Source organism: Marvinbryantia formatexigens DSM 14469 (genome assembly GCF_025148285.1).
GTDB classification, from domain to species: domain Bacteria; phylum Bacillota; class Clostridia; order Lachnospirales; family Lachnospiraceae; genus Marvinbryantia; species Marvinbryantia formatexigens.
Genome location: NZ_CP102268.1, coordinates 668,283 through 692,944, shown reverse-complemented (window position 1 = coordinate 692,944; position 24,662 = coordinate 668,283). Strand labels below are relative to the sequence as shown.

Sequence of the window (24,662 nt, the reverse complement as noted above, 5' to 3'; positions counted from 1 at the left end):
CATTGTTATGCGGATTGACATCTTTTCTGATTGCGATTATAATACGCCTGTGATTGCCAGTTCTTTGAAGTTGTTTTTTGCAGAAAAATGTTGTAGAATGAGCCAGGGAACCAGGAGATACAAAAAGATGTTTTTTATGCCGGCGGGGTTCATTTGCTGCATGGCGGAATAGATACAAAAACAGAGGGATGCGATATGGGAAAAAGAGAACATTATAAAAGAGTCATCATGTTTCTGGCGTCCGTGCTGATACTTGCACTGGAAACAGCGATTTTTGCGGCTGTCTGGTTTAAATGCTTTGCGAAAACAGACGTGATAGGCAGGGGGTTCGTGCGTGGCAACTATGTCATCATCGGACAGTATGCCCTTATGCTTTACCTGTTTTTCCGCATTTACGGAGGCTTTAAGGTGGGATATCTGCGGGTGTTTGAAGTATTATTCTCGCAGATCCTGTCTGTTATCTGCGTCAATATCATTACCTACCTGCAGATGGCGCTGATCGGGCGCTGGAAATTCGGCACAAACGCCGTCCCGTTTATCTATATGACGGCAATCGACCTGGTAATCGTCGTAATCTGGGTAGTGGGAATGCGTTGGGTATACGCGCGGATCTATCCGCCGCGCAAGATGCTGCTGATATACGGAGACAAAAATCCGCACGACCTCATCCGGAAAATTTCCTCCCGTGAGGATAAGTACAACATCTGTGAGAAGGTGCACCTGTCACGGGGAGAAGATTATATCCAGAAGAAAATTGATGAGTACCCGGCGGTCATTCTGGCGGACATTCCGGCACATGAGCGCAATGTTTATCTGAAATACTGCTTCGAGAAGGACATCCGCTGCTACAGCATTCCGAAAATTTCCGATATTCTTCTGCGGAATGCAGACGATATCCATTTGTTTGATACGACGCTGCTGCTGTCCCGCAACCGCAGGCTGACGGCGGAGCAGCTTTTCGTAAAGCGCGCGATGGATATTGTATTTTCGCTGCTCGGTCTTGTGCTGGCGTCGCCGTTTATGCTGATTATCGCGGTGCTGATCAAGGCGTATGACGGGGGGCCGGTGTTTTATAAGCAGCCGCGTCTGACGAAGGATGGAAAGGTGTTTTATATTCTGAAATTCCGCAGCATGAAGGTGGAATCGGAGACGCAGGGCGCGCGGCTTGCCTGCAAGGAGGACGACCGTATCACCCCGGTGGGGAGAGTTATCCGCAATATCCACTTTGATGAGCTTCCGCAGATTTTCAACATCTTAAAGGGAGATATGTCGCTGGTGGGACCGCGCCCGGAGCGCCCGGAGATTGCAGCGCAGTACCGCCGGGAAATCCCCGAATTTGATTATCGTCTGAAGGTCAAGGCGGGACTTACCGGCTATGCGCAGGTTTATGGAAAATACAACACGACGCCGTATGATAAGCTGAAGCTGGATCTGACTTATATCGAGACGTACTCGGTCATACTGGATATCAAGCTTCTGATGCTTACCTTTAAAATTCTCTTCCAGAAGGAGAATACGGAGGGCGTGGAGCCGTGGCAGGTGACCGCGGCGACAAAAGAGAACGGCAGGGAGAGTCCGGAAGAAAAGGAAAATTCCGCCGCAAAGTGACTTGGAAGGATTGTTGTCTGCAGCAGGACGGTCTGCCCGGAATGCTGCAAATACACAGGATAATGGAGGCGTATTATGAAGGAACCGCTCGTTTCTGTCGTGATACCGGCATATAACTGTGCCGGTACCATCCGGCAGGCAGTGGAATCGGCGCTGGCACAGGACGTTGATCTGGAAATCATAGTAATCGATGATTGTTCAAAGGACCAATTAGCGCGCGTGATGGAGGAGTACGCGTCGAATCCTGTGGTTTTTTATGTCCGCAATGAGAGAAACTGCGGGGCGGCGGCGAGCAGAAATTACGGGGTTTCGCTTGCGCGCGGAAAATACACGGCGTTTCTGGACGCAGACGACTGGTGGGAGAAGGGCAAGCTGAAAAAACAGCTTGCCAGGCTGCAGGAGAGCGGCTGTGTGCTCTGCGGGACGGCGCGGGAGCTGGTGCGCCCGGACGGCACGCGCACCGGAAAGGTGATTCCGGTGAAGGAGCGCATTACCTATCGGCAGCTTCTGCGGCACAACTGTATCAACTGCTCCTCCGTGCTGATACATACGGAGGTCTGCCGTCAGTTTCCGATGGAGCATGAGGAGGCGCACGAGGACTATCTGACCTGGCTGCGGATCCTGCAGAAATATAAGACGGCGTGCGCGGTGAACGAGCCGCTGCTGAAATATCGTCTGAGCAGCACCGGAAAATCCGGCAGCAAGCTGAAATCGGCGAAGATGACCTTCCGGGTGTACCGCTGTATGGGCTTCGGCTGCGGGAAGTCGGCGCTCTGTTTTCTCAGCTACACCGTTCATGGGATTTTCAAATATCTGGGTTTCTGGGTAGATTCTTTGCGGCGGGTGTGTTAAAATAAACCAATACAGGAGAATATTGGATGAAGGATTTTTTGAAAATAGTATATTCTTACGCGCTGATGGTCCTTCTTTTTCCGCTGCGGCTGTTTCCGGTGCGGTCAGACAGGCTCGTTTTTGCGGGGCTGACCGGCGGGGATGCCTACGAATACGCCGGTAATCCGAAATACCTCTGCGATTATATCCGCCGGGAATATCCGGGCAGGTTTCAGATTTACTGGGCGGTATCCGGGCCGGAGCGTTACCGAGAGAGCGAGGGCAGGGACATTACGTTTGTAAAGCATTACAGCCTGCAGTCCTTTTATTATCTGATGACGGCAAAGGTGATCGTGACGAGCGGCTCCTATGCGCCGTGGTTTCCGTTCCGGAAAAAGCAGTATCTGATCAACACCTGGCACGGCGGCGGCGCCTACAAACGCCTGAAGGACAATTATGAGGACGCGGACAGATTGCAGCGCAGGAAGCTGAAATTCTGCGCGGAAAATATCAGCCTGTTTTTATCAACCTGCAGGCGGGCAACGGTCTGCCTGTTCCGCGGGGCGTTTCATTATCAGGGAGAGATTATGGAGATTGGAATGCCGCGCAACGACTGCCTGGTAAACGGGCAGACGGAGCGCGCGGCGGATAAGGTGCGGGCATATTACCGCATTCCGCAGGGGGAGCGCCTGGTGCTCTATGCGCCCACCTACCGCACGCCGTCGCAGCGGATCGTGCTGGACGGGGAGGCTCTTTTAAAGACGCTTCAGAGGGACGGCACGAAATGGCATATCCTGTTCCGTGCGCACCGCTATCAGGATAAGACAGCGTCCATCAGCGTGACGGGATGTGAGGTCCTGCAGGCGGGGGATTATCCGGATATGCAGGAGCTTTTATGTGCGGCGGACATGCTGATTACAGATTATTCCTCGGCGGTATGGGATTATTCCTTTCTATATCGTCCGTGCTTTTTATTTGTGCCGGACCTGGCGGAATATCTGGAAAAGACCGGGTTTTACACGGATATCGATCAGTGGCCGTTTGCGATGGCACAGGATATGGCAGAGCTCGAAAAAAGAATTGTCAGTTACGATGAAAATGCGGCGCGGGAGAGCATCCGGCGGCACCACCGTGAAATGGGAAACTGTGAGAGCGGACGTGCATGCGAGCTTGTGACGGCGCGCATACTGGAGGTATGCGGGCAGGAATAAAGACCGGTCATGCACCGGGCAGAGACAGAACAGAATGGCTGCGCCGGAGACGCTGTATCCGGAGCGCCCGAATGGAAGGAGACAAAAAGCAGACAATGGGTACAAATGTATATGGCGTAGTGCTTGCGGGCGGAATCGGCAGCCGCATGGGAAATATTGAAAAGCCGAAGCAGTTTATGGAAATCGGCGGAAAGCCGATTATTGTTCATACCATTGAAAAATTTGTGGTAAATCCCGCGTTTGAGCGGATTATCGTGCTTTCTCCAAGACAGTGGATAAATTATACGCAGGATGTTATACGCAGATACATTCCCGCAAACGGACGAATCGACGTCATCCAGGGCGGGGAGACGCGCAATGAGACGATTATGAATTCCATCCGCTATATTGAGAAAACCTATGGAATGGATGAGGAGACGGTGATTGTCACACACGATTCCGTGCGTCCGTTTGTCACGCACCGGATTCTGGAGGATAACATCCGCTACGCAAAAGAGGCAGGCGCCTGCGATACAGTGATTCCGGCGACGGATACGATCGTGGAAAGTGCGGATAATAAACGGATAACCAGTATTCCGGACCGCTCGAAAATGTACCAGGGGCAGACGCCGCAGAGCTTTAAGGCGCAGAAGCTGCGCGATGTTTATATGGCGCTTACGGAGGAGGAAAAGGCGATTCTCACAGATGCCTGCAAGATTCTTGTCCTGAAGGGAGAACCGGTGTATCTGGTAGAAGGAGAGGTTTTCAATATCAAGATCACGTATCCTCACGACCTGCGTGTGGCGGAGGCTTTGTTAGGAGGAAAATAAGATGCTAAATACTGTTTATCAGTTAAAGTCTGCCAGACAGTTTGAAGCGGTGTTTAAAAATATCGAGCTGGACGATATGCATGTACTGGTGCGTCCGACGCATCTGTCCATCTGTCACGCGGACCAGCGCTACTATCAGGGCACACGCCCGGAGGCGGTTCTGCGCGCAAAACTGCCGATGGCGCTGATCCATGAGGGAATCGGCAGGGTGGTTTACGACCCGACCGGCACCTTTCAGGTTGGCGATGAGGTGGTCATGATACCGAACCACCCGTCAGAGACGGACAATGTAATCGCGGAAAACTATCTGCGCTCCACAAAATTCTGCGGAAGCAGCAAGGACGGGTTTATGCAGGAATACGTTTCGCTGCTGCCGGACCGCGTCGTCCTGCTGCCGGAGGGACTCGATAAAATTACGGCGGCGTTTACGGAAATTGTGACGGTCAGCTATCATGCTATCACGCGGTTCCTGCGCTTCTCGCACGAAAGACGCGCGGCAGTCGGCGTCTGGGGAGACGGAAATCTCGGCTATATCACCTCGCTGCTGCTGAAAAAGATGCTGCCGGAAACCAGGGTATATGTTTTTGGCGTAAACCGCAGCAAGCTGAGTGATTTTTCCTTCGCGGACGATACCTTCCTTGTTTCGCAGGTGCCGGAGGGGCTGCAGGTGGATCACGCCTTTGAGTGTGTGGGCAGCGGCGCGGCCGCAAAAGCGATTGACCAGATCATCGACTGTATTCATCCGGAGGGAACCATCAGTCTGATGGGCGTCAGCGAAGACCCGGTGCCGGTCAACACCCGCATGGTACTGGAGAAGGGGCTGCGTATTTTTGGCAGCAGCCGCAGCGGCAGGGCGGATTACGAGGGACTTATGGAGCTGTATAAGGAAAATCCGGACATTCCGTCCTATCTGGAAAATATCGTCGGCACCCGGCTGAAGGTAAGCAATATAGGTGATATTGTAAAAGCGTTTGAGACCGATATCCACAAAATGATTGGAAAAACGGTCATGATCTGGAACGAATAAAGGAGTGTCCATGAAAAAGATACTGATCCGGGCGCACATGTCGCCCTTTGATAACCTGGATGCCGCCAGCGTGCTGCAGCATGACAGAATCGGCACAAACGCCGGCAACATGATTTTTATCAACAGCATCATGCGCGCGCTGATGACGGAGGATGTGCAGATTGATACTTTCAATACAAGGCGTGATCTGACGGCGGAGATGGTGGAGCGCATCAATGCGGAGTACAGCTTTGTGGTGCTGCCGTTTGCCAATGCTTTCCGCCCGTCGTTCCAGCGGGAGCTTCAGAAGATTACGGGATTTGTAAAAAAGCTGAAGGTACCGTGCGTCGTTATCGGCACGGGCATTTCCGCCACCTATACCAGTCCGCTGAAGGAAGAGAATTCCTTTGACGGGACCGTCCGGGAATTTGTCAGAACGATTCTTGACAAATCTGCTATAATCGGTACCCGCGGGGAGGAAACCTCCGCGTATCTGACCCGTCTGGGCTTCAAAGAAGGAACGCACCACCGGGTGATCGGCTGCCCGTCGATGTTCTGGTACGGGGAGAAGCTGCCGCAAATCGAAAAAAAAGAGCTTACGAAGGATTCTCCGGTAAGCATTAACTGGAAAATTGACCTGCCGGAGCCGATACACGCCTTTATGCGCAGCAATGTCTGCCGGTTTGAAAACTTCCAGTATGTGCCGCAGATTACGGATGAAATCCGGCTGATGTATTACGGAACGCCTTTTCCGCAGGGGAAATATAAGAAAATTACCGACCAGTACCCGGCGCAGGCGTGCCATCCCTGGTATCTGCAGGACAGGGCGCGGGCGTTTATCAATGTTCCGTCCTGGTTTGATTATCTGAGCCAGAAGGAGCTGTCCTTTGGCAGCCGCATTCACGGAAATATTGCAGCGCTGCTTGCCGGAACGCCGGCTTATGTCATTGTGTCGGACTACCGGATTTCAGAGCTGGTGCGCTATCACAATATTCCGCATATCAATTACCAGGATCTAAAAGAGGACGATACGATTTTCTCCCTTTACGACAGGGCGGATTATACGCGCCTGCAGGAGGGACACCGGGAACGTTTTGAGAATTACAAAAGCTTTCTGGAGGAAAACGGGCTTGCGCATACCTTTGATATGGAGCCCTCCGCGCCGCGCCCATACGACCGGAAAATGCAGGAGCTGTCCCTGCAGCCGGCGCTGACGCCGTTCTTTTCCGCCTCCTCTGAAGAGCAGGCGAGACGGCTGGCAGAATTACAGAGAGACCAGGAGGCGCTGCGGCAGAAGTATGACGAACTGAAATCGATGGAGATGCTGCTGAAGCTGAAGCGTATGTATAAATCGGCAAACAGGATTCTGGAAAAGCTTGTCAAAAAGAAGTAGAGGAACTGGCATGGGAATGATAAAAAAAGTAATTCACGGAGTTTCGTGGAGAGTGGCAAAATACGGAAGGCGGAAGCTGGCAAAGTATTATAAAATCCTGACGCAGAAAAAAATTTACCCGTCCGTTTACCGGAAATACAGTAAAAAGCCGGTGCAGGAGCAGAAGATTGTTTTTCTGGAAATCCGCATGATGGAGCTGACGGACAATTTTCAGCGCATATACGACGCTCTGAAAAAGCGCGGCGGCTATCAGCTTGTCACCTGCCATATCGGCAGCGAGCTTGTTTCCCGCCGGGAGCAGTATAAAAACAGCGTTGCGGCGCTCAAAGAAATCGCCACGGCGAAGTACGTGTTCATCAACGATTCCTCGGCGCTGATAAGCTGCATCCCGCTGCGTCCGGAGACGAAGGTCATCCAGACCTGGCATGCCTGCGGCGCTTTCAAAAAATTCGGCTTTAGTACCGTGGACAAACAGTTTGGCGGAAACTATGAGCAGCTGACGAAATACCCGCTGCATAAAAACTTTTCCCTGGTAACGGTCAGCAGCCCGGAGGTAATCTGGGCATACGCGGAGGCGTTCCACATGGAGGACCGCCTGGAGGATATCGTGGCGACCGGCATCAGCCGCACCGATGTCTTTTACGATAAAGCGGCAATCGCGGCGGCATACGAAAAAATCCACCGCCTGTTCCCGGAAAGCAGGGAGAAAAAAGTGATTCTCTACGCGCCGACCTACCGCGGACGTGTGGCAAAGGCGTACTCGCCGGAGAAGATGGATCTGGAGCAGATGCAGGAGGCGCTTGGTGCGGAATATGTGCTGGTATTCAAGCACCATCCGTTCGTGAAAAACCGTCCGGTCGTGCCGGAGGCGTTAAAGGATTTTGTTATGGATCTGACGGCGGATATGACAATTGAGGAGCTGCTGATGGTGAGTGATATCTGCATTTCCGATTACTCCTCACTGGTGTTTGAATATTCGCTGTTTGAGCGGCCGATGCTGTTTTTTGCATACGATCTGGAGGAATATTTTGACTGGCGTGGCTTCTACTATGACTTCGGGGAAATGACGCCCGGTCCGACTTGCAAAACGACGGAAGAAATGATAGACTATATCCAAAATCTGGATACCAGATTTGACAGGCAGAGGGTAATAGATTTTAAAAACAAATTTATGAGCGCCTGCGACGGGCACGCTACAGAGCGGATTCTGGAAACCGTTATGGGAAAAGAAAACCACTGGAGCGGAAAGGGAAAGAAAAAATGAGCTATGACAGGAAGGTGTCTGTCATTATTCCGGTATATAATGCGGAAAAATATCTGCGCGATACGTTGGACGACGCGACAGGACAGACGCTGCGGGAGATTGAAATCATCTGCGTGGACGACGGCTCCACGGACAGCTCGGCAGAGATCGTGGAGGAATATGCCCGGCGGGATGCGCGGGTGCGCCTTATCCGGCAGAAAAACCAGTATGCCGGGGTGGCGAGAAATCACGGGATGTCCCATGCGACGGGAGAATATCTGGTGTTCTGGGATGCTGACGACTGCTTCGAACCGGCGATGCTGGAGAAAATGTACGCAAGAATCACGCAGGCACAGGCGGATATCTGCGTCTGCAATGTAAATGTGCTGGACGAGACCACAAAAGACCTGATACGGTCGGAATCCTATCTGGTGCCCGCCTATCTGCAGGGGGCGCAGGAATATGCAAAAACGACACACCCGGAGTATTTATTTAACATTGCGACAAATGTCCCGTGGAATAAGATGTTCCGCGCGGAATTTGTCCGGGAGCACGGGCTGCAGTTTGAGAACCGGTCGCGCGCCAACGATGTATATTTTGTGATGATGGCATTTTATCTGGCGGAAAAAATTGCTGTTCTGGATGAACGGCTGGTGACATACCGCGCCAATAACGAAAGCAGTCTGACGGGAACGCTCTCGCAGACGCCGCTTTGCGCAATCAAGGCATTCGATGCTGTAAGGAAGGAGCTTTTGCGGCTCGGTGCAATGGAGAACCCGCAGATCAGGCAGAGCTTTGACAACCGCGTTCTGCAGAGCCTGCTGTTCGGACTGCATAAATGCGTGCAGGGAGAGGCTTTTGCGCAGATGTATCAGTATCTGAAAAAAGAGGGCTTTGCCAGACTGGGGATATGCCCGCAGGAGCAGTATTATTACTCGGAGGAGGCATACCGGCGTTTTTTAAGGCTGCTTGACGAGGAGCCCCTGGATTACGTGCTGCAGTATGCGCTGGAGGAAAAGACGAAAAAGCAGAAGCGCATCCATGAACTGAAAGAAAAGGTTCAGAATCTGCGCGGCAGGGTGGCGGAGCTGAAAGACGAAAAAAAAGCGATGAAGGAAGAAAACAGGCAGATGCGTGCTGTTCTCGGCTCATGCGGCGGACGTCTTGTACAGAAAATATACGCACTCCGGAAAAATCCGAAAGAAGAAAGCGGAAAGGTGAATTGATACTATGAAAAAACTGATAGAAGGATTTTTTCACTACTTTTTCCTGCTGAAGGAACTGGTAAAAAGAGGAATTGTCCTAAAATACCGGCGGTCCTATCTGGGGATTATCTGGTCGCTTTTAGAACCGCTGCTCACCATGATTGTTCTCACCATTATTTTCGGGACACTTCTCGGAAGAGGCGGGAAGGATTATCCGGTCTATATACTGTCCGGCAGACTGCTGTACAGCTTTTTCTCGCAGGGAACCACCAATGCTCTGAAATCTATCCGGGCAAATTCCGGTATGATAAAGAAGGTGTATATCCCGAAATATCTGTACCCGCTTTCGGGAGTATTATTCAATTACGTTATTTTTCTGATTTCGCTGATTGTACTGGTAGTGGTAGGTCTTGTGCTCGGCGTAAGACCGACGGTATATATTTTCCAGGTGTTTGTGCCGCTGATTATATTGTTTTTGCTGACTTTTGGAATCGGTATGATTCTTTCTACCATTGGGGTGTTTTTCCGCGACATGGAGTATCTTTGGAGCGTCGCTACCATGCTTATTATGTATGCGAGCGCGATATTTTATTATCCGGAAACGATTCTGGAGTCAAATACCGGCTGGATACTGCGGTTTAATCCGCTGTTTGCGGTAATTTCCAATTTCCGGAGCGCTATTTTTGGCGAGCCGATGGATCTGAACTATACTTTTTATTCGCTGGGGTTTGCCATTGTATCGCTGATTATCGGTATTGTACTGTTTTATAAGAAACAGGATAAATTTATCCTGCATATTTAAGTGGAGCTGCTATGGGAAAAGAAATGTTACGGGTAGAGCATGTGGGGATGAAATTTAACCTCAGCAGAGAGCGTGTGGACACTCTCAAGGAATATGTTCTCAAAAAAATAAAAGGTGAAATCAAATACAATGAATTCTGGGCGCTGAAGGACGTGGATTTCTCTGTCCAGAAGGGCGACCGTGTAGGCATTCTCGGACTGAACGGCGCCGGAAAGAGTACGCTTCTGAAGGTGGTAGCCGGTGTGTTCAAGCCCACCGAGGGGCAGGTCATCAAACATGGAAAGATAGTTCCGCTGCTGGAGCTGGGCGCCGGCTTTGAAAAGCAGTACACCGGCGCTGAAAACATTTATCTTTACGGCTCCATGCTGGGCTATTCCAAATCCTTTATCGAAGAAAAATACGATGAAATCGTGGAATTTTCAGAGCTGAAGGATTTTATTGACGTACCTGTAAAAAACTATTCTTCCGGCATGAAAAGCCGACTCGGTTTTGCAATCGCCACAACGGTAAAGCCGCAGATTCTGATCCTCGATGAGGTGCTTTCCGTGGGCGATGCCAGATTCCGTAAAAAGAGCGAGAAGCGCATCACCGATATGTTTGAAAGCAAGGTGACAGTTCTGTTCGTCTCTCACAATCTTGACCAGGTACTGCGGGTATGCAATAAAGCGATCCTGCTCGACCACGGACGGCTCATTGCCAAAGGTGATGTGGAAGAGGTGGCGGCAGTTTACCGGGAAATGATAGGAGAAAACGGACAGACAGCTGGACGGCAGGAGAGTATCGTAAAGCCGGCTGTCGCTGAAAAGGGAAAAAAGGGGAAGGACGACGCGCAGAAGGTCGCCGGACTTCTGGAAGAGCAGAAAAAGCTGCTGCAGGAGCAGAAAAAAATGCTCTGGGATCTTCACAGAGAGCATGCAGACGGCATGAAGGCAATCCAGGAAATCAAGACGCATGTGAACCGGGAGCTGTACCGACGGGATGACTGGGGTGCGCGCGCAGAGGAGACTGCGGTAAAAGCAGCGGGGCGTCCCATCTGGGTAATCAAATGCCCGGCACCGGATAATGCATCCAAAATCCGCTGGGGCGATTATGCCTATGCGGTGTCACTGAAGAAGAATCTGGAAAAGCAGGGCGTATACGTCGTATTGGATATGAGGGAAGACTGGGGATGCGAGACACAGGCGGACGTGGTAGTGGTGCTGCGCGGCTGCGAGTTTTACCGGCCGGACCGCAGAAACAAAAAATGCATTTATCTGATGTGGAACATCAGTCATCCGAATGATGTCACGGCATCGGAATATGAATTGTATGATGGCGTGTGCGTGGCTTCCATGCATTATGCAAAGCGGCTGCAGGAAAGCCTGAGTGTACCGGTGTTTGCGCTGCTGCAGTGCACCGATACAGATTTGTTTTATCCGGCAGAGAAAACGCCGCAGGAATATGCGTATGATTATATTTTCGTGGGCAACTCGCGGGGCGTTGCGAGGGACAGCGTTATGTGGGCAGTGGAAAATAAGCTGCCGCTTACGATCTGGGGCGGAAACTGGCAGAATATTCTGAAGGACCACATGGATCTTGTGGAGGATACCTTTATAGAAAACGATAAGCTGCCGCAGCTCTATCGCTCCAGCCGGGTGACACTGAATGACCACTGGAAGGATATGAAGGATGCACAATATATCAATAATCGTATTTTTGATGCGCTGGCGTGCGGTCTGCCGGTGATTTCGGATTACAGTGAGGAGCTTGCGGAAACCTTTCCGGAAGCGGTGCTTTATTACCGCAATAGACAGGAATTTGAGCAGTGTATTGAGCGGATTGAAAATGATTATGACCGGATAAGGGCGTGTGTGGCAGAGCAGTGGCCGCTGATCCGGGAAAAATATTCCTTTGAGGCAAGGGCAAAAGAGCTCGTTGAAATTGCCGGTCAGATTGCGGCAAAAAGGGCGGATATGTCTGAGGAAGGAAAGGGCTTGTGATTTATGGCGGACCGGAAAAAGGTATCGGTGATTATACCGGTTTATAATGTAGAAAAATATCTGGAAAAGTGTCTGGACAGTGTGGAGCGGCAGACGCTGCCGGAAATAGAAATTATCTGCGTAAATGATGGCTCGACAGATGGCTCTTTGCAGATTCTGCAGTCCTATGCAGAGAAGGATGACAGAATTATCATCATCAATAAGGAAAACGGCGGTCTTTCCTCGGCAAGAAACGCCGGTCTGGCTGTTGCGGAAGGGGAATATGTGTATTTCCTTGACAGCGATGACTGGATTCTGGCGGAAACGCTGGAGGTTCTGTACGATGAATGTAAAAAAGAGAATCTTGATACAATTCTTTTTGATGCGGACAGTATTTTTGAAACAGAGGAAGTAGAAAGGCTGCATCCTTCCTACCGGGATTACTATCACCGGGAGGACTGTTTTGGAAATACAGTGACAGGACAGAGGCTGTTTGCAGAGATGATGCCAAGGGAGCAGTATCGTTCCTCCGCCTGCCTGCAGATGAACCGGCGGGCATTTCTGGAGCAGTACGGGCTGGGCTTTCGTGAAGGAATGATACATGAGGACGAGCTTTTTACTCTGCAGGTGTCACTGCGGGCAGAGCGGGCAAAGCACCTTGCGAGACCCTTTTATCAGCGGCTTGTCAGGGAAGAATCTATTATGACAAGCGTCAGGGCAATCAGAAGTGCCTTCGGGTATTACGTGTGCAATCAGCTTATTCTGGCGGAAGCAACAGAGCTGGTGAAGGAAAAGGATATCATGGATATCTATGTGAATAAGATATCCAGACTGCGCCGCTCGATAAAGAGTGCGCTAAAGGATGTAAAAAGAGGAGAAATTGACCGCTTTACCAGTAACCGCCTGGAAGATATGGCACTGCTTGAGCAGTTTAAATACGAGCAGAGGCTGGTGATCAGCAACCGCAATCTGCGGAAGAAAATACAGGAGTTGAGGGCAAGCACGACTTTTAAGGTGGGAAAAACAGTAACGTTTATTCCGCGCAAGCTGAAGTCTGCGTACCGGGTTTTAAAGAAAAAGGGAATAAAAGAGCTTTATAAAGCGATATTATATAAAATTGCACCGGGGTATTATGCGAAAAAGTATGTTGAAATCAGCATTATTATGCCGGTATATAATGGAGAAAAGTATCTGTGGAGATGCATCAGATCGCTGCAGAAGCAGATGTTCCGCGATATAGAAATTATCTGCGTAGATGACAAATCTACGGACCGGTCAATGGAGCTGCTGCAGGAGCGGGCAAGGCATGATAAGCGGGTGCGCATTTTGCAGCAGGAACATCTGGGTGCCGGCAGTGCGAGGAATCTCGGCATGAAGGAAGCAAGAGGAAAATACCTGCTGTTTCTGGATTGCGATGACCTTTTTGACAAAAATATGTGCAGAGAGCTTTACCGGGCGGCGGAGAAGCATGATGCACAGGTAGTTCTTTTTGGTGCGCAGCGTATGGATATGATGAATAACCGCACGGAAAGGATGGGATGGGTGCTTCGCAGCAGTGAGCTTCCGAAGGATGCTGTTTTCAGCGGACAGGAGATTGCGGACCGGTTATTTCAGATTACAAGTAATTGTCCGTGGTCAAAGATGTTCCGCAGGGATTTTATTCTGGAAAACGGGCTGGAATTTCAGAGTACCAGACATTGCAATGATGCTTATTTTGTGAGGATGGCAATGGCACTGGCGGAGCGTATGACGATGGTGGACCAGATTTTTACCACATACCGGTTTAATATGGGCGCAAGTACGCAGGGAGTGAAGCATGAAGCTCCGTTGGAATTTTATAAAGCATTTTCAGCAGTAAAAGAAGCGCTGACAGAGAAAGGGCTGTTTGCACTTTATAAAAAAAGTTTCGTCAACTGGACGCTGACAGAAAGTCTTTTTAATTACCGTACGATGAAGACGGCAGAGGCAAAGGCGGCAATTAAAGAGAAAATGCTTACGGAGGGATTTGATTATTTCGGCATTACAGAGTGCAGCCCGGAGGACATATATAATCCGCAGCTGTATGAGGAGTATCTGGAGTTCCGGAAAGGCTAGTGGAGCTTTCGGGCATGACGCTTATAAGGAGAGACAAACGTGGCAGTGCTTGAGAAAATAAAAAAATATAAAAGACTGATAGCAGTGTTTGTTATCCTGCTTCTCACCGGGCTGGTGGAAACCGGCTATAATTATCCGTCTCTCAGAAATGGATATGATTCACTGAATCTTGGCGAGGCGATCCGGACGGAGCAGGAGGGGGATACAGAGCGGTATGTGATTGAGTATCGCCCGGAGAACGGTCTTTATGTAAAGCAGATTCGTCTGTCCGGCAGATTTCCTAAAGAATATGAATATACTGTCCAGGTTACAGAGGTGAATGCGTTTGGAAAAGAGACGGAAGTAACCTATACAGATACGGTGAATGCATGGTTTAAAAACTTTTATACGGATCTGAATAAAACAGTTACGGCAATAAAAATCGTTCTGGATAAACCGGAGGGCGCTGAACTGACAGGAGCTGTCTGCACAAACAGGGCAGAGATTAATAAGTACCGCGTATTATTTTTTCTGGCGGTGTTTTCACTGCTGTACTGTGCGCTGTTTGAGGAGAACTTCTGCCGGAAAACAGAGTGGTATGTCGTTTTGTACGGCGCAGTTTTCGGATTATTGATTATTCTGTATGCGCAGCCGGTGAAAATATCCTGGGACGAGCAGATTCATTTTAGAAATGCGTACCGCCTCTCTTACGGAAAAACAGTAGAGTGGTCAGAATCGGCAGTTCATCTGCAGAACTGGACTTCCGTAAAATGCAATACGAAAGCGGAGTATGCGCAGCTGCGCGCCTACCGGGACGAAAAAGGAGAGGAATATGCCCAAAAAGAGGAAAAAGAGACGATAGTGCCGTCATACAATTCTCTTGCTTACATTCCGCAGGCTCTGTTTTTATGGATTGGAAGGCTGCTTGACCTGCCGTTTTCGTCGTTGTATGCTTTTGGAAAAATCGGAAATCTGCTGGTGTATCTGCTTACTATGTTCTGGGCAGTCAGGCTTGCGAAGACGAAGAAACTGTTTCTTGCTTTTTTTGCCATGATGCCGACGGTTATTTTCCAGGCATCCTCCTATACGTATGACAGTATTGTAAACTGTTTTCTCACGCTGGGCTGTGTGCTGTGGGCGAACCACTTCTTTTTCCGGGAGGGAAAAACGCGTGTGCGGGATATTATTCTGATGGTTTTGTTTATGCTTTTGGGAAGTCTTTCAAAAGCGGTATATATTCCCCTGCTCCTGCTGGTTCTGCTCCTGCCGTGGTTCAGAGAGCGCAGCCGGAAGGAGAAAGTGATATTCTGGGGCGGCATATTCCTGCTGTGTGGTCTGGTGATGGCGACTTTTGTACTGCCGACCCTCATCAATACGGTTACCGGCAACCTGGCCTTTGGCGGAGATTCGCGCGGCGGCGATACGGGCGCCGCCGGACAGCTTTTGTCTATGCTGCAGCATCCGCTGGCAAGCGTAAGGCTGATACTGCAGAATGTGACGCAGCTTGATAATTTCCGGAATCTTGGAGCAGAAGCAACGGATAATTTCTTTTTCGGAAATCTGATGTTTCTGAATTTTGCAACCGCCGGAATTCTGGGCGATAAATGGAGCGCGCTGCTGGTGCCGGCATTTACAGTGCTTCTTCTCTACAGAGACCCGGCAGAAAAAGAACGGAGAAGCTGCACGGGGCGGCAAACCTTTATCATTGTGACAATAGGTCTGGTAACGGTTATTCTTATCTGGCTGGCAATGTATCTGAGCTTTACGCCGATTGGCGAAAGCTATATTGCAGGTGTGCAGGCAAGATATTATCTGCCGCTGATTTATCTGGGAGCACTGCTGCTATCCGGAAAAAGAATTTCAGTGCAGTGCGATAAAGTGCTGATGACACGGCTGGCGTTTGTGTCCGCCGGGATACTGGGCTTTGCCGGTTTATACCAGTGTTTCCTGCAGGGACGGCTTATTTAAAAAACAAAGGAGAATAAGATGTGTACGTTAAGTGTGATTGTTCCACTGTATAATGGTGCCCATACAATAGAGCGATGCCTGGACAGTCTTTGCGGTCAGACCATAAAAGACATAGAGATTCTGGTTGTGGACGATGGCTCTTTGGATCAAGGTGCTGACATCGTAAAGAGATATATGGCAAATGATAAGCGCATAAAGCTGTTTGCACAGAAGAACCAGGGAGCGGGCGCTGCCCGGAATCTGGGAATCAGTAAAGCAGAGGGAAAGTATGTAGGCTTTGTGGACTGCGATGACTTTGCAGATACAGATATGTTCCGCATCATGGTGGAAGCACTGGAAAGGACCAAAACGCCGGTTGCTGTCTGTCAGGAAAAAAATGTATATGCAGAAAATGGAGAAATTCAGCTTATAAATGAGACAAGATTTCCAGTAGATACAGAAACGGTGTATTCCAGCGAGGATGTGCTGAAGTGGCTGCTGAATTATACCTACATGTCTCTGAACAGCTTATGCTATAAGGTGGTGGAAAAGCGCATTTTTACAGAATATCATATAGAGGTTCCTTACCCGCATCGTCAGGGAGAAGACCTTGTTGCCAGTGTGGGAATTCTTACGCATGTCAATGAGGTTGTGGTGGTTCCGGAAAGCCTGTATTATTATGTACACAGGAAGGATTCTGTTTCTTATGCATATTCCTTAAAGCATGCCAGAGATATTTACCTGGACTGGAAGGAAGCGCGGACCTATATTCAGAAAACCGGGAGAAGGGTTAATACAGACAATTTTTCTCTGGGGATGTATTTTAGTTCTATGAAGCAGCTTCAATGGATGAAGCAGGATTCTGATAAAAGAAGTGAACAGGCACGTATGCTGAGGAAAAAGTGGAAAGCTGCACGCAGACATTATCGGTGGAAACCGGATTTTGCAGGAACGGAGGTTCCTGTAATGCATAAGATAAAAATCCTGTCTGCTTATTTTCACTTATGCAGACCTGTGCTCGCCGGTATGCAGTGTCTGAAATGGATTCCGATGTTTAAATATCTGGCTTAGGGAGATAGAAAAATGGATATGCCAAAGGTTAATATTATTCTTTCTGCTTATAATGGCGAAAAATATATAGAGGAACAGCTGCAGAGCCTGTTTGCACAGGAATATCCCAATATTGATATTTATGTGCGGGACGATGGCTCTACAGACCGCACGGTGGAAATCCTGGAAAAGTATGACAGGCAGGGAAAAATTTTCCTTATCCGGGGAGAAAATATTGGTTTCTGCGCAAGCTTTTTTTCATTGCTTGAGCTGTGCGGGGAAGGAACCTACTGGTCCTTCTGCGACCAGGACGATATCTGGGAAAAAGACAAGATTAAGCGGGCGGTGGCGCACCTGGAACGCCATACAGAAAAAGAGAAGGTACCGCTTTTGTATTACAGTCTGAGCAGAATGGTGGATGAAAATGGAAATGATCTGGGGATTCAGGAGCCGCCGAAAGGAAGCCTGTGCTTCAGAAGGGCGCTGACAGGGACCTTTGGCGTTGGATTTTCAATGGTGATTAACCGCAAACTGAGGAATATGATGCTTCAGTGCGATCCAAAGGCGGTACATTCCCACGACTGGCTGGCGGGAGCGGTTGCGCTTGGAATGGGGCATGTAATTGTGGATAAGAAAATCTGCGCCCAGTACCGCAGACTGGATACAAGTGTGACAAGGATATCTTTATCGAGAAGAATCCAGTGGTTTCTGGAAATGCTGAAAAATGAGGGAGACGTGAAGGAGCGTAATATAGAATTTTCGCGTTGCTTTTACAATCGGCTGCCGAAGGAAAAACGGAGACTTATGAATCTCTTTAACAGGGAGACCTATTCTTTCAGACTGGCGCTTCAGAAGGCGCTTTATCCGGGAAGATGGAGGCCGTCCTTGAGCAGTGAGCTGGCAATGCGTATTCTGATGATGGTGGGAAAGGTATAGGAAAAGAATGAAAAAGCTTATATATTATACTGGCCGTGATATGACCGACCCGGAACTCGGAATTAATAAGAAAATAAACGAGCAGATAGAGAACTTCAGAAAAGCAGGATTTTCTGTTGATGCATTTTACAGAAAGCATGATAGTCAGCTGATCTGCCGACATGATAAAGAAATTGTTGTAAAAGCAGGAATGCATCGTCCGTTTAAAATAGAGGCAAGTAAATATCTGAAGAGATATATCAAGGGCAGAAAATACGATGGCGCTTACATCCGGTATGTATATGGGGACTGGCAGTTTTTCCGGCTTCTAAAATATCTGAAAAAGCAGAAAATCGTTACAGTAATAGAAGTGCCCACGTATCCTTACGATAAAGAACTGACAGATAGTCTGGAAAATAAGGTAGTATTATTTTTAGATAAATGTTATAGAAACAGAATGCATCGTTATGTAGACCGTATTGTGACGTTTTCAGGGGATAAGCAGATTTTCGGTATTCAGACGATACGGACCATGAATGGCGTCAATTTTGAAAAAATAAAGTCGGTTTCGGGAGAACATCCGTATGATGGAAAAATCAATATGATTGCAGTAGCAGACCTGGCAAAATGGCACGGCTATGACAGGATTTTAGAAGGAATTGGAGCGTACTACAGGCAGGGTGGGAAAAGAGAGGTTGTATTTCATCTGGTGGGGAATGGACCGGAGCTTGAGGAATATAAAAGGATTATTGAAAAATGGCATATAGAGAAACATGTGGTTCTTTACGGGCAGAAATTTGGAAAAGAGTTGGAGCAGATTTATGAGAAGTGCAATGTGGCGGCGGAAAGCTTTGGACGGCACAGAAGCGGGCACAATTATTCTACATCATTAAAAAGCAAAGAGTATGTGGCGAAGGGCTTACCGGTAATTGCATCATCTGAGATAGATGTGTTCTCTAAAAGTGGTTCCCGTTACTTTAAGCGGTTTCCGGCAGATGAAAGTCCGGTGGATATAGAAAAAGTGATAGTATTTTGCGACAGCGTATATAAGTCTAAAAGCAGAAAAGAAGTGATAGACGACATTCGCGGATGGGCAATCGGGCTGTGCGATTTTAAGGTTGTTATGGAACCGGTTTTTCAGTTTTTTAAAAATACGAAATGAAAAAAGTGCCTCGGCAGATGAAATATCTGTGTAAGAGGCACTTATATTTTTTGAGGTTTATAAAATCCGGACTGACTTTGAGTTTATTCTGGGATAGATGATGTAAATCGAGTCTGTTTCATCTGACGAGGTATCTCTGTCTGCTTCGGATAAAGCTTTGGAGTTGCCGGCATATGCGCCGTCGACCACAATGGTATCTCCGATAGCGGGAATGGAATCGCCGTCAGAAAATGTATAACGGACAACGTATTTGTTTTGTGTCCCCGATTCTTCCATCCGGATAGAAACGGTTCCGTTTTCATAATTAATCTGTGCCTGCGTTACCTCTCCTGTTATGCTGCAGCTTAAATCAGAATATAAATAGGGATTACGGGCAACATCATCGTATTCATAAGAAGGAGCCAGCCGGTCGGTGGCAGCTTCCCCTCTCACATCTGCAGCAAAAAGAAGAAGAAAGGGCACAGTTGAATTACTGCTGCGCAAATTTTCTGTCTTCACTTCTTCAGACTGCAGAATACTTTCCGGAAGGGCGGAAGAATCCGGCTCTGAGGTGACAGGTACCGAACGCCTGTAATCGCTGATGGACGAAAGAACATCACATTTTTGCAGAAAACCGTATGCGGTAATCGTATCACCGGTCACAAGATTTGGGACGATTGCCTGGTTATATTTATCGGTAGCAACATTTTTATAGGTCAGAACATAAATATGTTCGTCGCCATCTTCGAGCAGCACAAAAGTGGAAGTGCTGTCGTCAAAGGTTCCGAGGACAGTGCCGGAAATTTTATAAGGAGTCGTGCTGTAAAAGGAATTCAGCATAAGCCCGTATTCCGGTTCGATGCAGGCGTCTTTTAAAGAAGAGACCGGCTGCATCTGATAAAAGGCATCGACGCCGGTTTCGTTTCCGGAAGCATCATAATAAGTGATGAATTTATATGGACGTCCGTCAGTGCAGGAATAAACGCGATAGGAGCCGTCTGCGAGACAGTCTTTTACTCTGCCGGATATAAGCCCGTCCTTAAAGGAAGCAGTCAGATAAGAACCGTCGCTGTAATTTATGGTTGCTTTACCGTTTAAAATGCCGGCTTCCCAGGTGCCGGTCAAGGTAAAATCAGCGCTGTCATCGCTGCAGGTCAGAGTGCCGTCTCCGGCAGGAACACCATTTTCCATATTTCCTTCGTAGGTTCCGTAATAAGTATCGGAAAAGATTGTGACGGCAATCTTATCATTGTCTTCGGCAAAAGCATTTTCTGAAAACAGCAGCAGAAAAAACAGAAAATAAATAAATTTAAACGCTTTTTTCATATAACAACTCCTTTACACTAATAATAATATTCTAGCGAACACCCGGATAAATGTCAACTTGCAAATAAAAGAATTGTTTGCTATACTTTATAGATAATGTATTAATAAGGAAAGGCAGCATACGAATGAAATTAAAACGATTTGTAGAAAAGAATTTTTTCATCCTATATTTTGCTGTGATTGTTGTTGCTTTTATATGGCAGATATTTACATCCGGGACACAGACCTTTCAGCAATACAGTCTGGGAACAAGCTCCGACGAAGAGTATGAAATTCTGGATGGTCAGAGACTGGATACCGTTTTCCGTATCGGGCAGGATAACCCGGATGGATTTATTATATATAATTACAAAAAAAATAATCTGAGCTTTACAGACGAGAAGCTGCTCATTTCTTTATTTAACGAAGAGGACGGCGCGTTGATCCAGAAAAACGAAATTGAGCTTGCTAATCAATTTGGGAATTTTTATATTTCGTTTCAGGAAGAGCTGCCTGCTGGAACAAAAGTAAGATTAAGAATTGAATCAGAAGGGCTGGAAGAAAAAGGACCGACGATCAGTCTCTCAGAAGAGAGCGGTTATGGAAGTGCGCTGTGGGAGGACGGTGTGCTTCAGGAAACATATCTTTGCGGGGCGCTGTGCTATAAAACAATCTCCTATAATTATCTGAAAGCGGTTTTATATTTAGCAGCAGAAATATTAACTGGTATTTTGCTGTTTCTTGCGCGGAAAAAGCTGCATCTGCCGGTCTGGAATGAGAAAAAAACAGAAAGAATTGTAAAGAGAAGGATTAACTGGAAAAGAACCTGTCTGGGAGCGGTTATTATATTTGCAGGCGGGCTTATTCTGGCAGATTATATTTACACATACTGTATAGAAAAGCTGGTTGCAGAGAGACAATATGAGGTGGCCTGCCGTGATGGACAGCAGTGGATTGGCATGGGAGAAGGAGATGAGGTGTCTCAGATTTTCTGTGTGAGCGGGGATGATTTTTCCGGTATAGGAATCGGTATAGAGGCGGATGAGGATACAAAAGCAACTCTGAGGCTGGAGCTATATGATTTTACAACAGGAGAATTGCTGCTGGAAAAAGAATACCGTGTTTCTGCATTGACAGAGCTGTCAGATGTTATTCCCAAAAGAGAGATAGAAGCTGATGACACAGAGATGACAGAACAGTATGTTTTTTTTGACTGGCAGACTGTGCTGGAGGATTCTGCGAATCATTATTATAAGGTAATTCTGCGCAGCGGAAATCTGCAGGAGGAGGAATTGAAGCTGGCAGTGGGAACCGGCAGGAATTTTTCATTAATGAAAAATGGGGAGAATGCATCGGGAAATCTTGCTATAACGGCACTGTACAGTAAAAATCTGTTTCTGGAAAAAATGTTCCGCTGTCTGATGATTGCTGTAATAGTTTTCGGTACAGGTCTGTGGATATTTGTATCTGTTTTTCGCGTACCGGCGGCAAAAATGTATGCGGTCAGCGCGCTTGTGCTGGGAATGATTTTCTGTTTTCTGATACCGCCATACTGTGTGCCGGATGAATGGACTCATTTTGACAGTGCCTATCGGATTTCAAATGAGATGCTTGGAATTACGGAGATACCGGGACCGGACAGAATTTATAAGAGAGCGTGCGATATCAACGAAAAAGTGGGCAGCACCATGAAGGTTGATTTAGAGGAATATCGTGATTTTTATGAGGAGCTGCAGGAAACGTCTGAGGATGAGACACTGACGATTGCTTATGCGGGAAATGCAGTGAATAATGTCACGGTATTGAATTATCTGCCTTCTGCGATTGGATTTACGGTAGCGCGCATATTGCACCTGGGACATGCTGTAATGCTGCTTATGGGAAGAATCTGCAACCTGCTCGTCACGATTCTGCTGATGTATGTTGCAATAAGAAAAGTTCCGTTTGGAAAATCGGTACTGGCAGTTGTCGGTCTGGTTCCGATTATGCTGCAGCAGATGGCATCCTGTTCTTATGACGGCATTATTATTGGTGCTGCGAATATTTTTATTGCATATTGTCTGCACATAATTTTCGAGAAAGATGTGAGTATTTCAGATCTGCTTGTTATTGCCGTTTCAGGAGCAATGATGGCGGTTTGTAAGGGCGGTGTTTACATTCCGGTACTGGGACTGCTTCTTCTGGCTGTTTTTTCCGGGAAAAAGCTGGATTGGAAGCGCCTGGCCGGAGTATTTGGAATGCTGTTTTCTATGGGTATATTATTTATAGCGCAGTTTTCAGAACGGATTATTTCTATGTTTTCCAAAGCACAGGGAACCTCGTTCAGGTCGGGAGATGTGGAGCTTTATACAATTTCGTATTTTCTGGAGCATCCCAAACAGCTGATCCGTCTTTATCAGAATACGGTAACGGAGAGACTGGACTATTATATACAGGGGATGGCAGGAGGACGTCTTGGAAATCTGGAAATTGTGCTGCCGTGGTTTCTTGTAATTGCTTTTTTGCTGATTATTTGTATTTGCACCGTGCGAAGCGAAAAAGAGCAGGTATTCTGGAATAAATGGCAGCGTGGGCTTGTTGTGCTGTTGTGCCTGGGCAGTATGGTGCTGACACAGCTTTCAATGCTTCTGGCATGGACAGAGGTAGGAACACAGTCTATAGACGGTGTACAGGGAAGATACTTTTTGCCGTTTGCAGGTTTGTTGTTTGTCGTGTTTCGGAATAAAACATTTTCATTCAAAAATAAGAGAGACGATTTGCTGATTTTTTCTGCAGCATTGCTGGATATGATAGCAATCGGGTATGTGGTCGTTTCTATATTCTGATTATTATGCGCGTTTACAGTGGATGGGAGAGAATGTATTGAAGAAGAATACAGAAAAAACCAGAATGCTTATTAAAAAGGTGATCAGCACCGGGTTCGGGCATATATTTGGGGCGAATGTTATTAACCAGGTGATTGCTTTTGTGAGTAATTTTATCGTAATCCGTGTCCTTTCCAAAAGTGATTACGGTATTTATTCGTATGCGTTTAACATTTATTCTTTTCTGGCAATGGCGAATGGCTTTGGAATGGAACCGGCCTGCCTGCAGGTGTGCAGTGAAAAGATGCAGACAGAGAAAAATGCGGACCGTTATCTGAAGTTTGGAATGCTGGCAGGCAGCGGATTTAATGTTTTTCTGGGAATGCTGATTGTGTTGGGGGCATTGTATCTGCCGCTGCCTCTGGAGGGCGTTAATGATATTCTGATATTGTTTGCAGCGCTGCCTTTACTCTACACATTTTTCAATTTTATCCAGACATATTTCCGCTATAATATGATGAATGTGGAATTTTCAAAATGTTCTGTGATAAATACTGCGCTGATTCTGGTGGCTTCTGTGGCAGGCGCTTATTTGCTGCAAGCATCCGGTATGATTCTTTTCCGGGAATTAGCGTATGTGTTATCTATTTTATGTGCAATATGGATATACAGATTTCCGATTAAACGTATTTTCAGGGCAGCGGCAATCACTTTAGAGGAAAAAAAAGATATTCTGAAGCTGTCGGTAATTTCTATGCTGAATACGGCGACGGGACAGTTATATTATCTGGTAGATGTTTTTCTGGTCGGCTGGATTATTACGGATGAAACGATTGTGGCTTCTTATAAAACAGCAACGATTATTCCGAATGCGCTGCTGTTTATTCCGGCTGCTCTCGTCGTATATATATATCCGTTCTTCAGCCAGAGGCAGGGAGACAAGCAGTGGGTAAAACAAAAATATTTTCTGCTGCTGAAGTACTTTTCCATCGTGAATGCACTGATTAGCGCATGCCTGATTGTATTTGCACCTGTTATCATAAAAATAGTATTTGGCAGCCAGTATCTGGATGCTGTTCCGGCATTCCGGATTTTGTCACTGAGTTATTTTTTTACAGCAACCTTCCGGAAAATTACTGGAAATCTTCTTGTTACACAAAGAAAATTGCAGTTCAATGTCTGGCTTGGACTTGGTGAGTCAGTTTTAAATATTATCAGTAACTGGGTTTTGATTCATCTGATGGGGGCTGTTGGAGCGGCTGTAACGACACTGATTATCTGCATCATTACGTCGGCTATATCCGTGGCATATTTCGTCAGGTATCTTAATAAGGAAGAAACAGAATAAAAGAGGATTGGAC

General features: G+C 47.6%; 18 protein-coding genes and 1 pseudogene. 18 read left to right on the top strand and 1 reads right to left on the bottom strand.

The window, feature by feature from the left end; translation table 11 throughout:
- The first annotated feature begins 195 nt into the window (after positions 1–195).
- From NQ534_RS03590 to NQ534_RS03515, 16 genes and pseudogenes are all read left to right on the top strand, one after another.
- Positions 196–1,608 carry a sugar transferase gene (locus NQ534_RS03590; RefSeq protein ID WP_006862193.1) on the top strand — a complete coding sequence of 471 codons (1,413 nt, stop codon included), beginning with the start codon at positions 196–198 and terminating at the stop codon, positions 1,606–1,608.
- Between the two features lie 75 nt (positions 1,609–1,683).
- Positions 1,684–2,460, top strand: a complete 777-nt coding sequence (locus NQ534_RS03585) for a glycosyltransferase family 2 protein (RefSeq protein ID WP_006862192.1) — start codon at positions 1,684–1,686, stop codon at positions 2,458–2,460.
- A gap of 26 nt (positions 2,461–2,486) precedes the next feature.
- Entirely contained in the window at positions 2,487–3,650 is a 1,164-nt protein-coding gene (locus NQ534_RS03580; RefSeq protein WP_006862191.1) for a CDP-glycerol glycerophosphotransferase family protein, read from the top strand.
- Positions 3,651–3,721: 71 nt separating this feature from the next.
- Entirely contained in the window at positions 3,722–4,459 is a 738-nt protein-coding gene (locus NQ534_RS03575; RefSeq protein WP_006862190.1) for an IspD/TarI family cytidylyltransferase, read from the top strand.
- Between the two features lies 1 nt (position 4,460).
- Positions 4,461–5,486: an alcohol dehydrogenase catalytic domain-containing protein gene (locus NQ534_RS03570; RefSeq protein WP_006862189.1), complete on the top strand. Its 1,026-nt coding sequence runs from the start codon at positions 4,461–4,463 to the stop codon at positions 5,484–5,486.
- A gap of 10 nt (positions 5,487–5,496) precedes the next feature.
- Positions 5,497–6,858, top strand: a complete 1,362-nt coding sequence (locus tag NQ534_RS03565) for a polysaccharide pyruvyl transferase family protein (protein WP_006862188.1) — start codon at positions 5,497–5,499, stop codon at positions 6,856–6,858.
- A 10-nt stretch (positions 6,859–6,868) separates the two neighbouring features.
- Positions 6,869–8,122, top strand: coding sequence for a CDP-glycerol glycerophosphotransferase family protein (locus NQ534_RS03560; protein WP_006862187.1), 1,254 nt, complete (start codon positions 6,869–6,871; stop codon positions 8,120–8,122).
- Positions 8,119–9,327, top strand: a complete 1,209-nt coding sequence (locus NQ534_RS03555) for a glycosyltransferase family 2 protein (RefSeq protein ID WP_006862186.1) — start codon at positions 8,119–8,121, stop codon at positions 9,325–9,327. Before NQ534_RS03560 ends, NQ534_RS03555 begins: the two co-directional genes overlap by 4 nt.
- Before the next feature lie 4 nt (positions 9,328–9,331).
- Positions 9,332–10,108, top strand: coding sequence for an ABC transporter permease (locus NQ534_RS03550; protein WP_006862185.1), 777 nt, complete (start codon positions 9,332–9,334; stop codon positions 10,106–10,108).
- Positions 10,109–10,119: 11 nt separating this feature from the next.
- Positions 10,120–10,845: pseudogene (locus NQ534_RS21690) on the top strand (ABC transporter ATP-binding protein); the annotation flags it as partial.
- On the top strand, positions 10,846–12,087 hold the full coding sequence (locus tag NQ534_RS21685) for a CgeB family protein (RefSeq protein ID WP_322790993.1): 1,242 nt from the start codon (positions 10,846–10,848) through the stop codon (positions 12,085–12,087).
- Between the two features lie 3 nt (positions 12,088–12,090).
- Positions 12,091–14,160, top strand: coding sequence for a glycosyltransferase (locus NQ534_RS03535; protein WP_006862183.1), 2,070 nt, complete (start codon positions 12,091–12,093; stop codon positions 14,158–14,160).
- 39 nt (positions 14,161–14,199) lie between these two features.
- Positions 14,200–16,107, top strand: coding sequence for a DUF2142 domain-containing protein (locus NQ534_RS03530; protein ID WP_006862182.1), 1,908 nt, complete (start codon positions 14,200–14,202; stop codon positions 16,105–16,107).
- A gap of 18 nt (positions 16,108–16,125) precedes the next feature.
- Positions 16,126–17,157: a glycosyltransferase family 2 protein gene (locus NQ534_RS03525; protein ID WP_006862181.1), complete on the top strand. Its 1,032-nt coding sequence runs from the start codon at positions 16,126–16,128 to the stop codon at positions 17,155–17,157.
- A gap of 12 nt (positions 17,158–17,169) precedes the next feature.
- The gene (locus NQ534_RS03520; RefSeq protein ID WP_006862180.1) at positions 17,170–18,072 is read left to right on the top strand and encodes a glycosyltransferase family 2 protein; all 903 of its coding nucleotides are present in this window, start codon (positions 17,170–17,172) and stop codon (positions 18,070–18,072) included.
- Positions 18,073–18,079: 7 nt separating this feature from the next.
- Complete coding sequence (locus tag NQ534_RS03515) at positions 18,080–19,213, top strand: glycosyltransferase (protein ID WP_006862179.1); 1,134 nt, start codon at positions 18,080–18,082, stop codon at positions 19,211–19,213.
- A gap of 57 nt (positions 19,214–19,270) precedes the next feature.
- On the opposite strand, the gene NQ534_RS03510 is transcribed toward NQ534_RS03515, so the two are convergent.
- Positions 19,271–20,518, bottom strand: coding sequence for an MORN repeat-containing protein (locus tag NQ534_RS03510; RefSeq protein ID WP_006862178.1), 1,248 nt, complete (start codon positions 20,516–20,518; stop codon positions 19,271–19,273).
- A gap of 125 nt (positions 20,519–20,643) precedes the next feature.
- Between NQ534_RS03510 and NQ534_RS03505 the strand changes: the two genes are divergently transcribed.
- Both NQ534_RS03505 and NQ534_RS03500 read left to right on the top strand, forming a co-directional pair.
- Positions 20,644–23,322 carry a DUF2142 domain-containing protein gene (locus tag NQ534_RS03505; protein ID WP_006862177.1) on the top strand — a complete coding sequence of 893 codons (2,679 nt, stop codon included), beginning with the start codon at positions 20,644–20,646 and terminating at the stop codon, positions 23,320–23,322.
- A 37-nt stretch (positions 23,323–23,359) separates the two neighbouring features.
- The gene (locus NQ534_RS03500) at positions 23,360–24,649 is read left to right on the top strand and encodes a lipopolysaccharide biosynthesis protein (RefSeq protein ID WP_040783407.1); all 1,290 of its coding nucleotides are present in this window, start codon (positions 23,360–23,362) and stop codon (positions 24,647–24,649) included.
- Positions 24,650–24,662 lie beyond the last annotated feature (13 nt).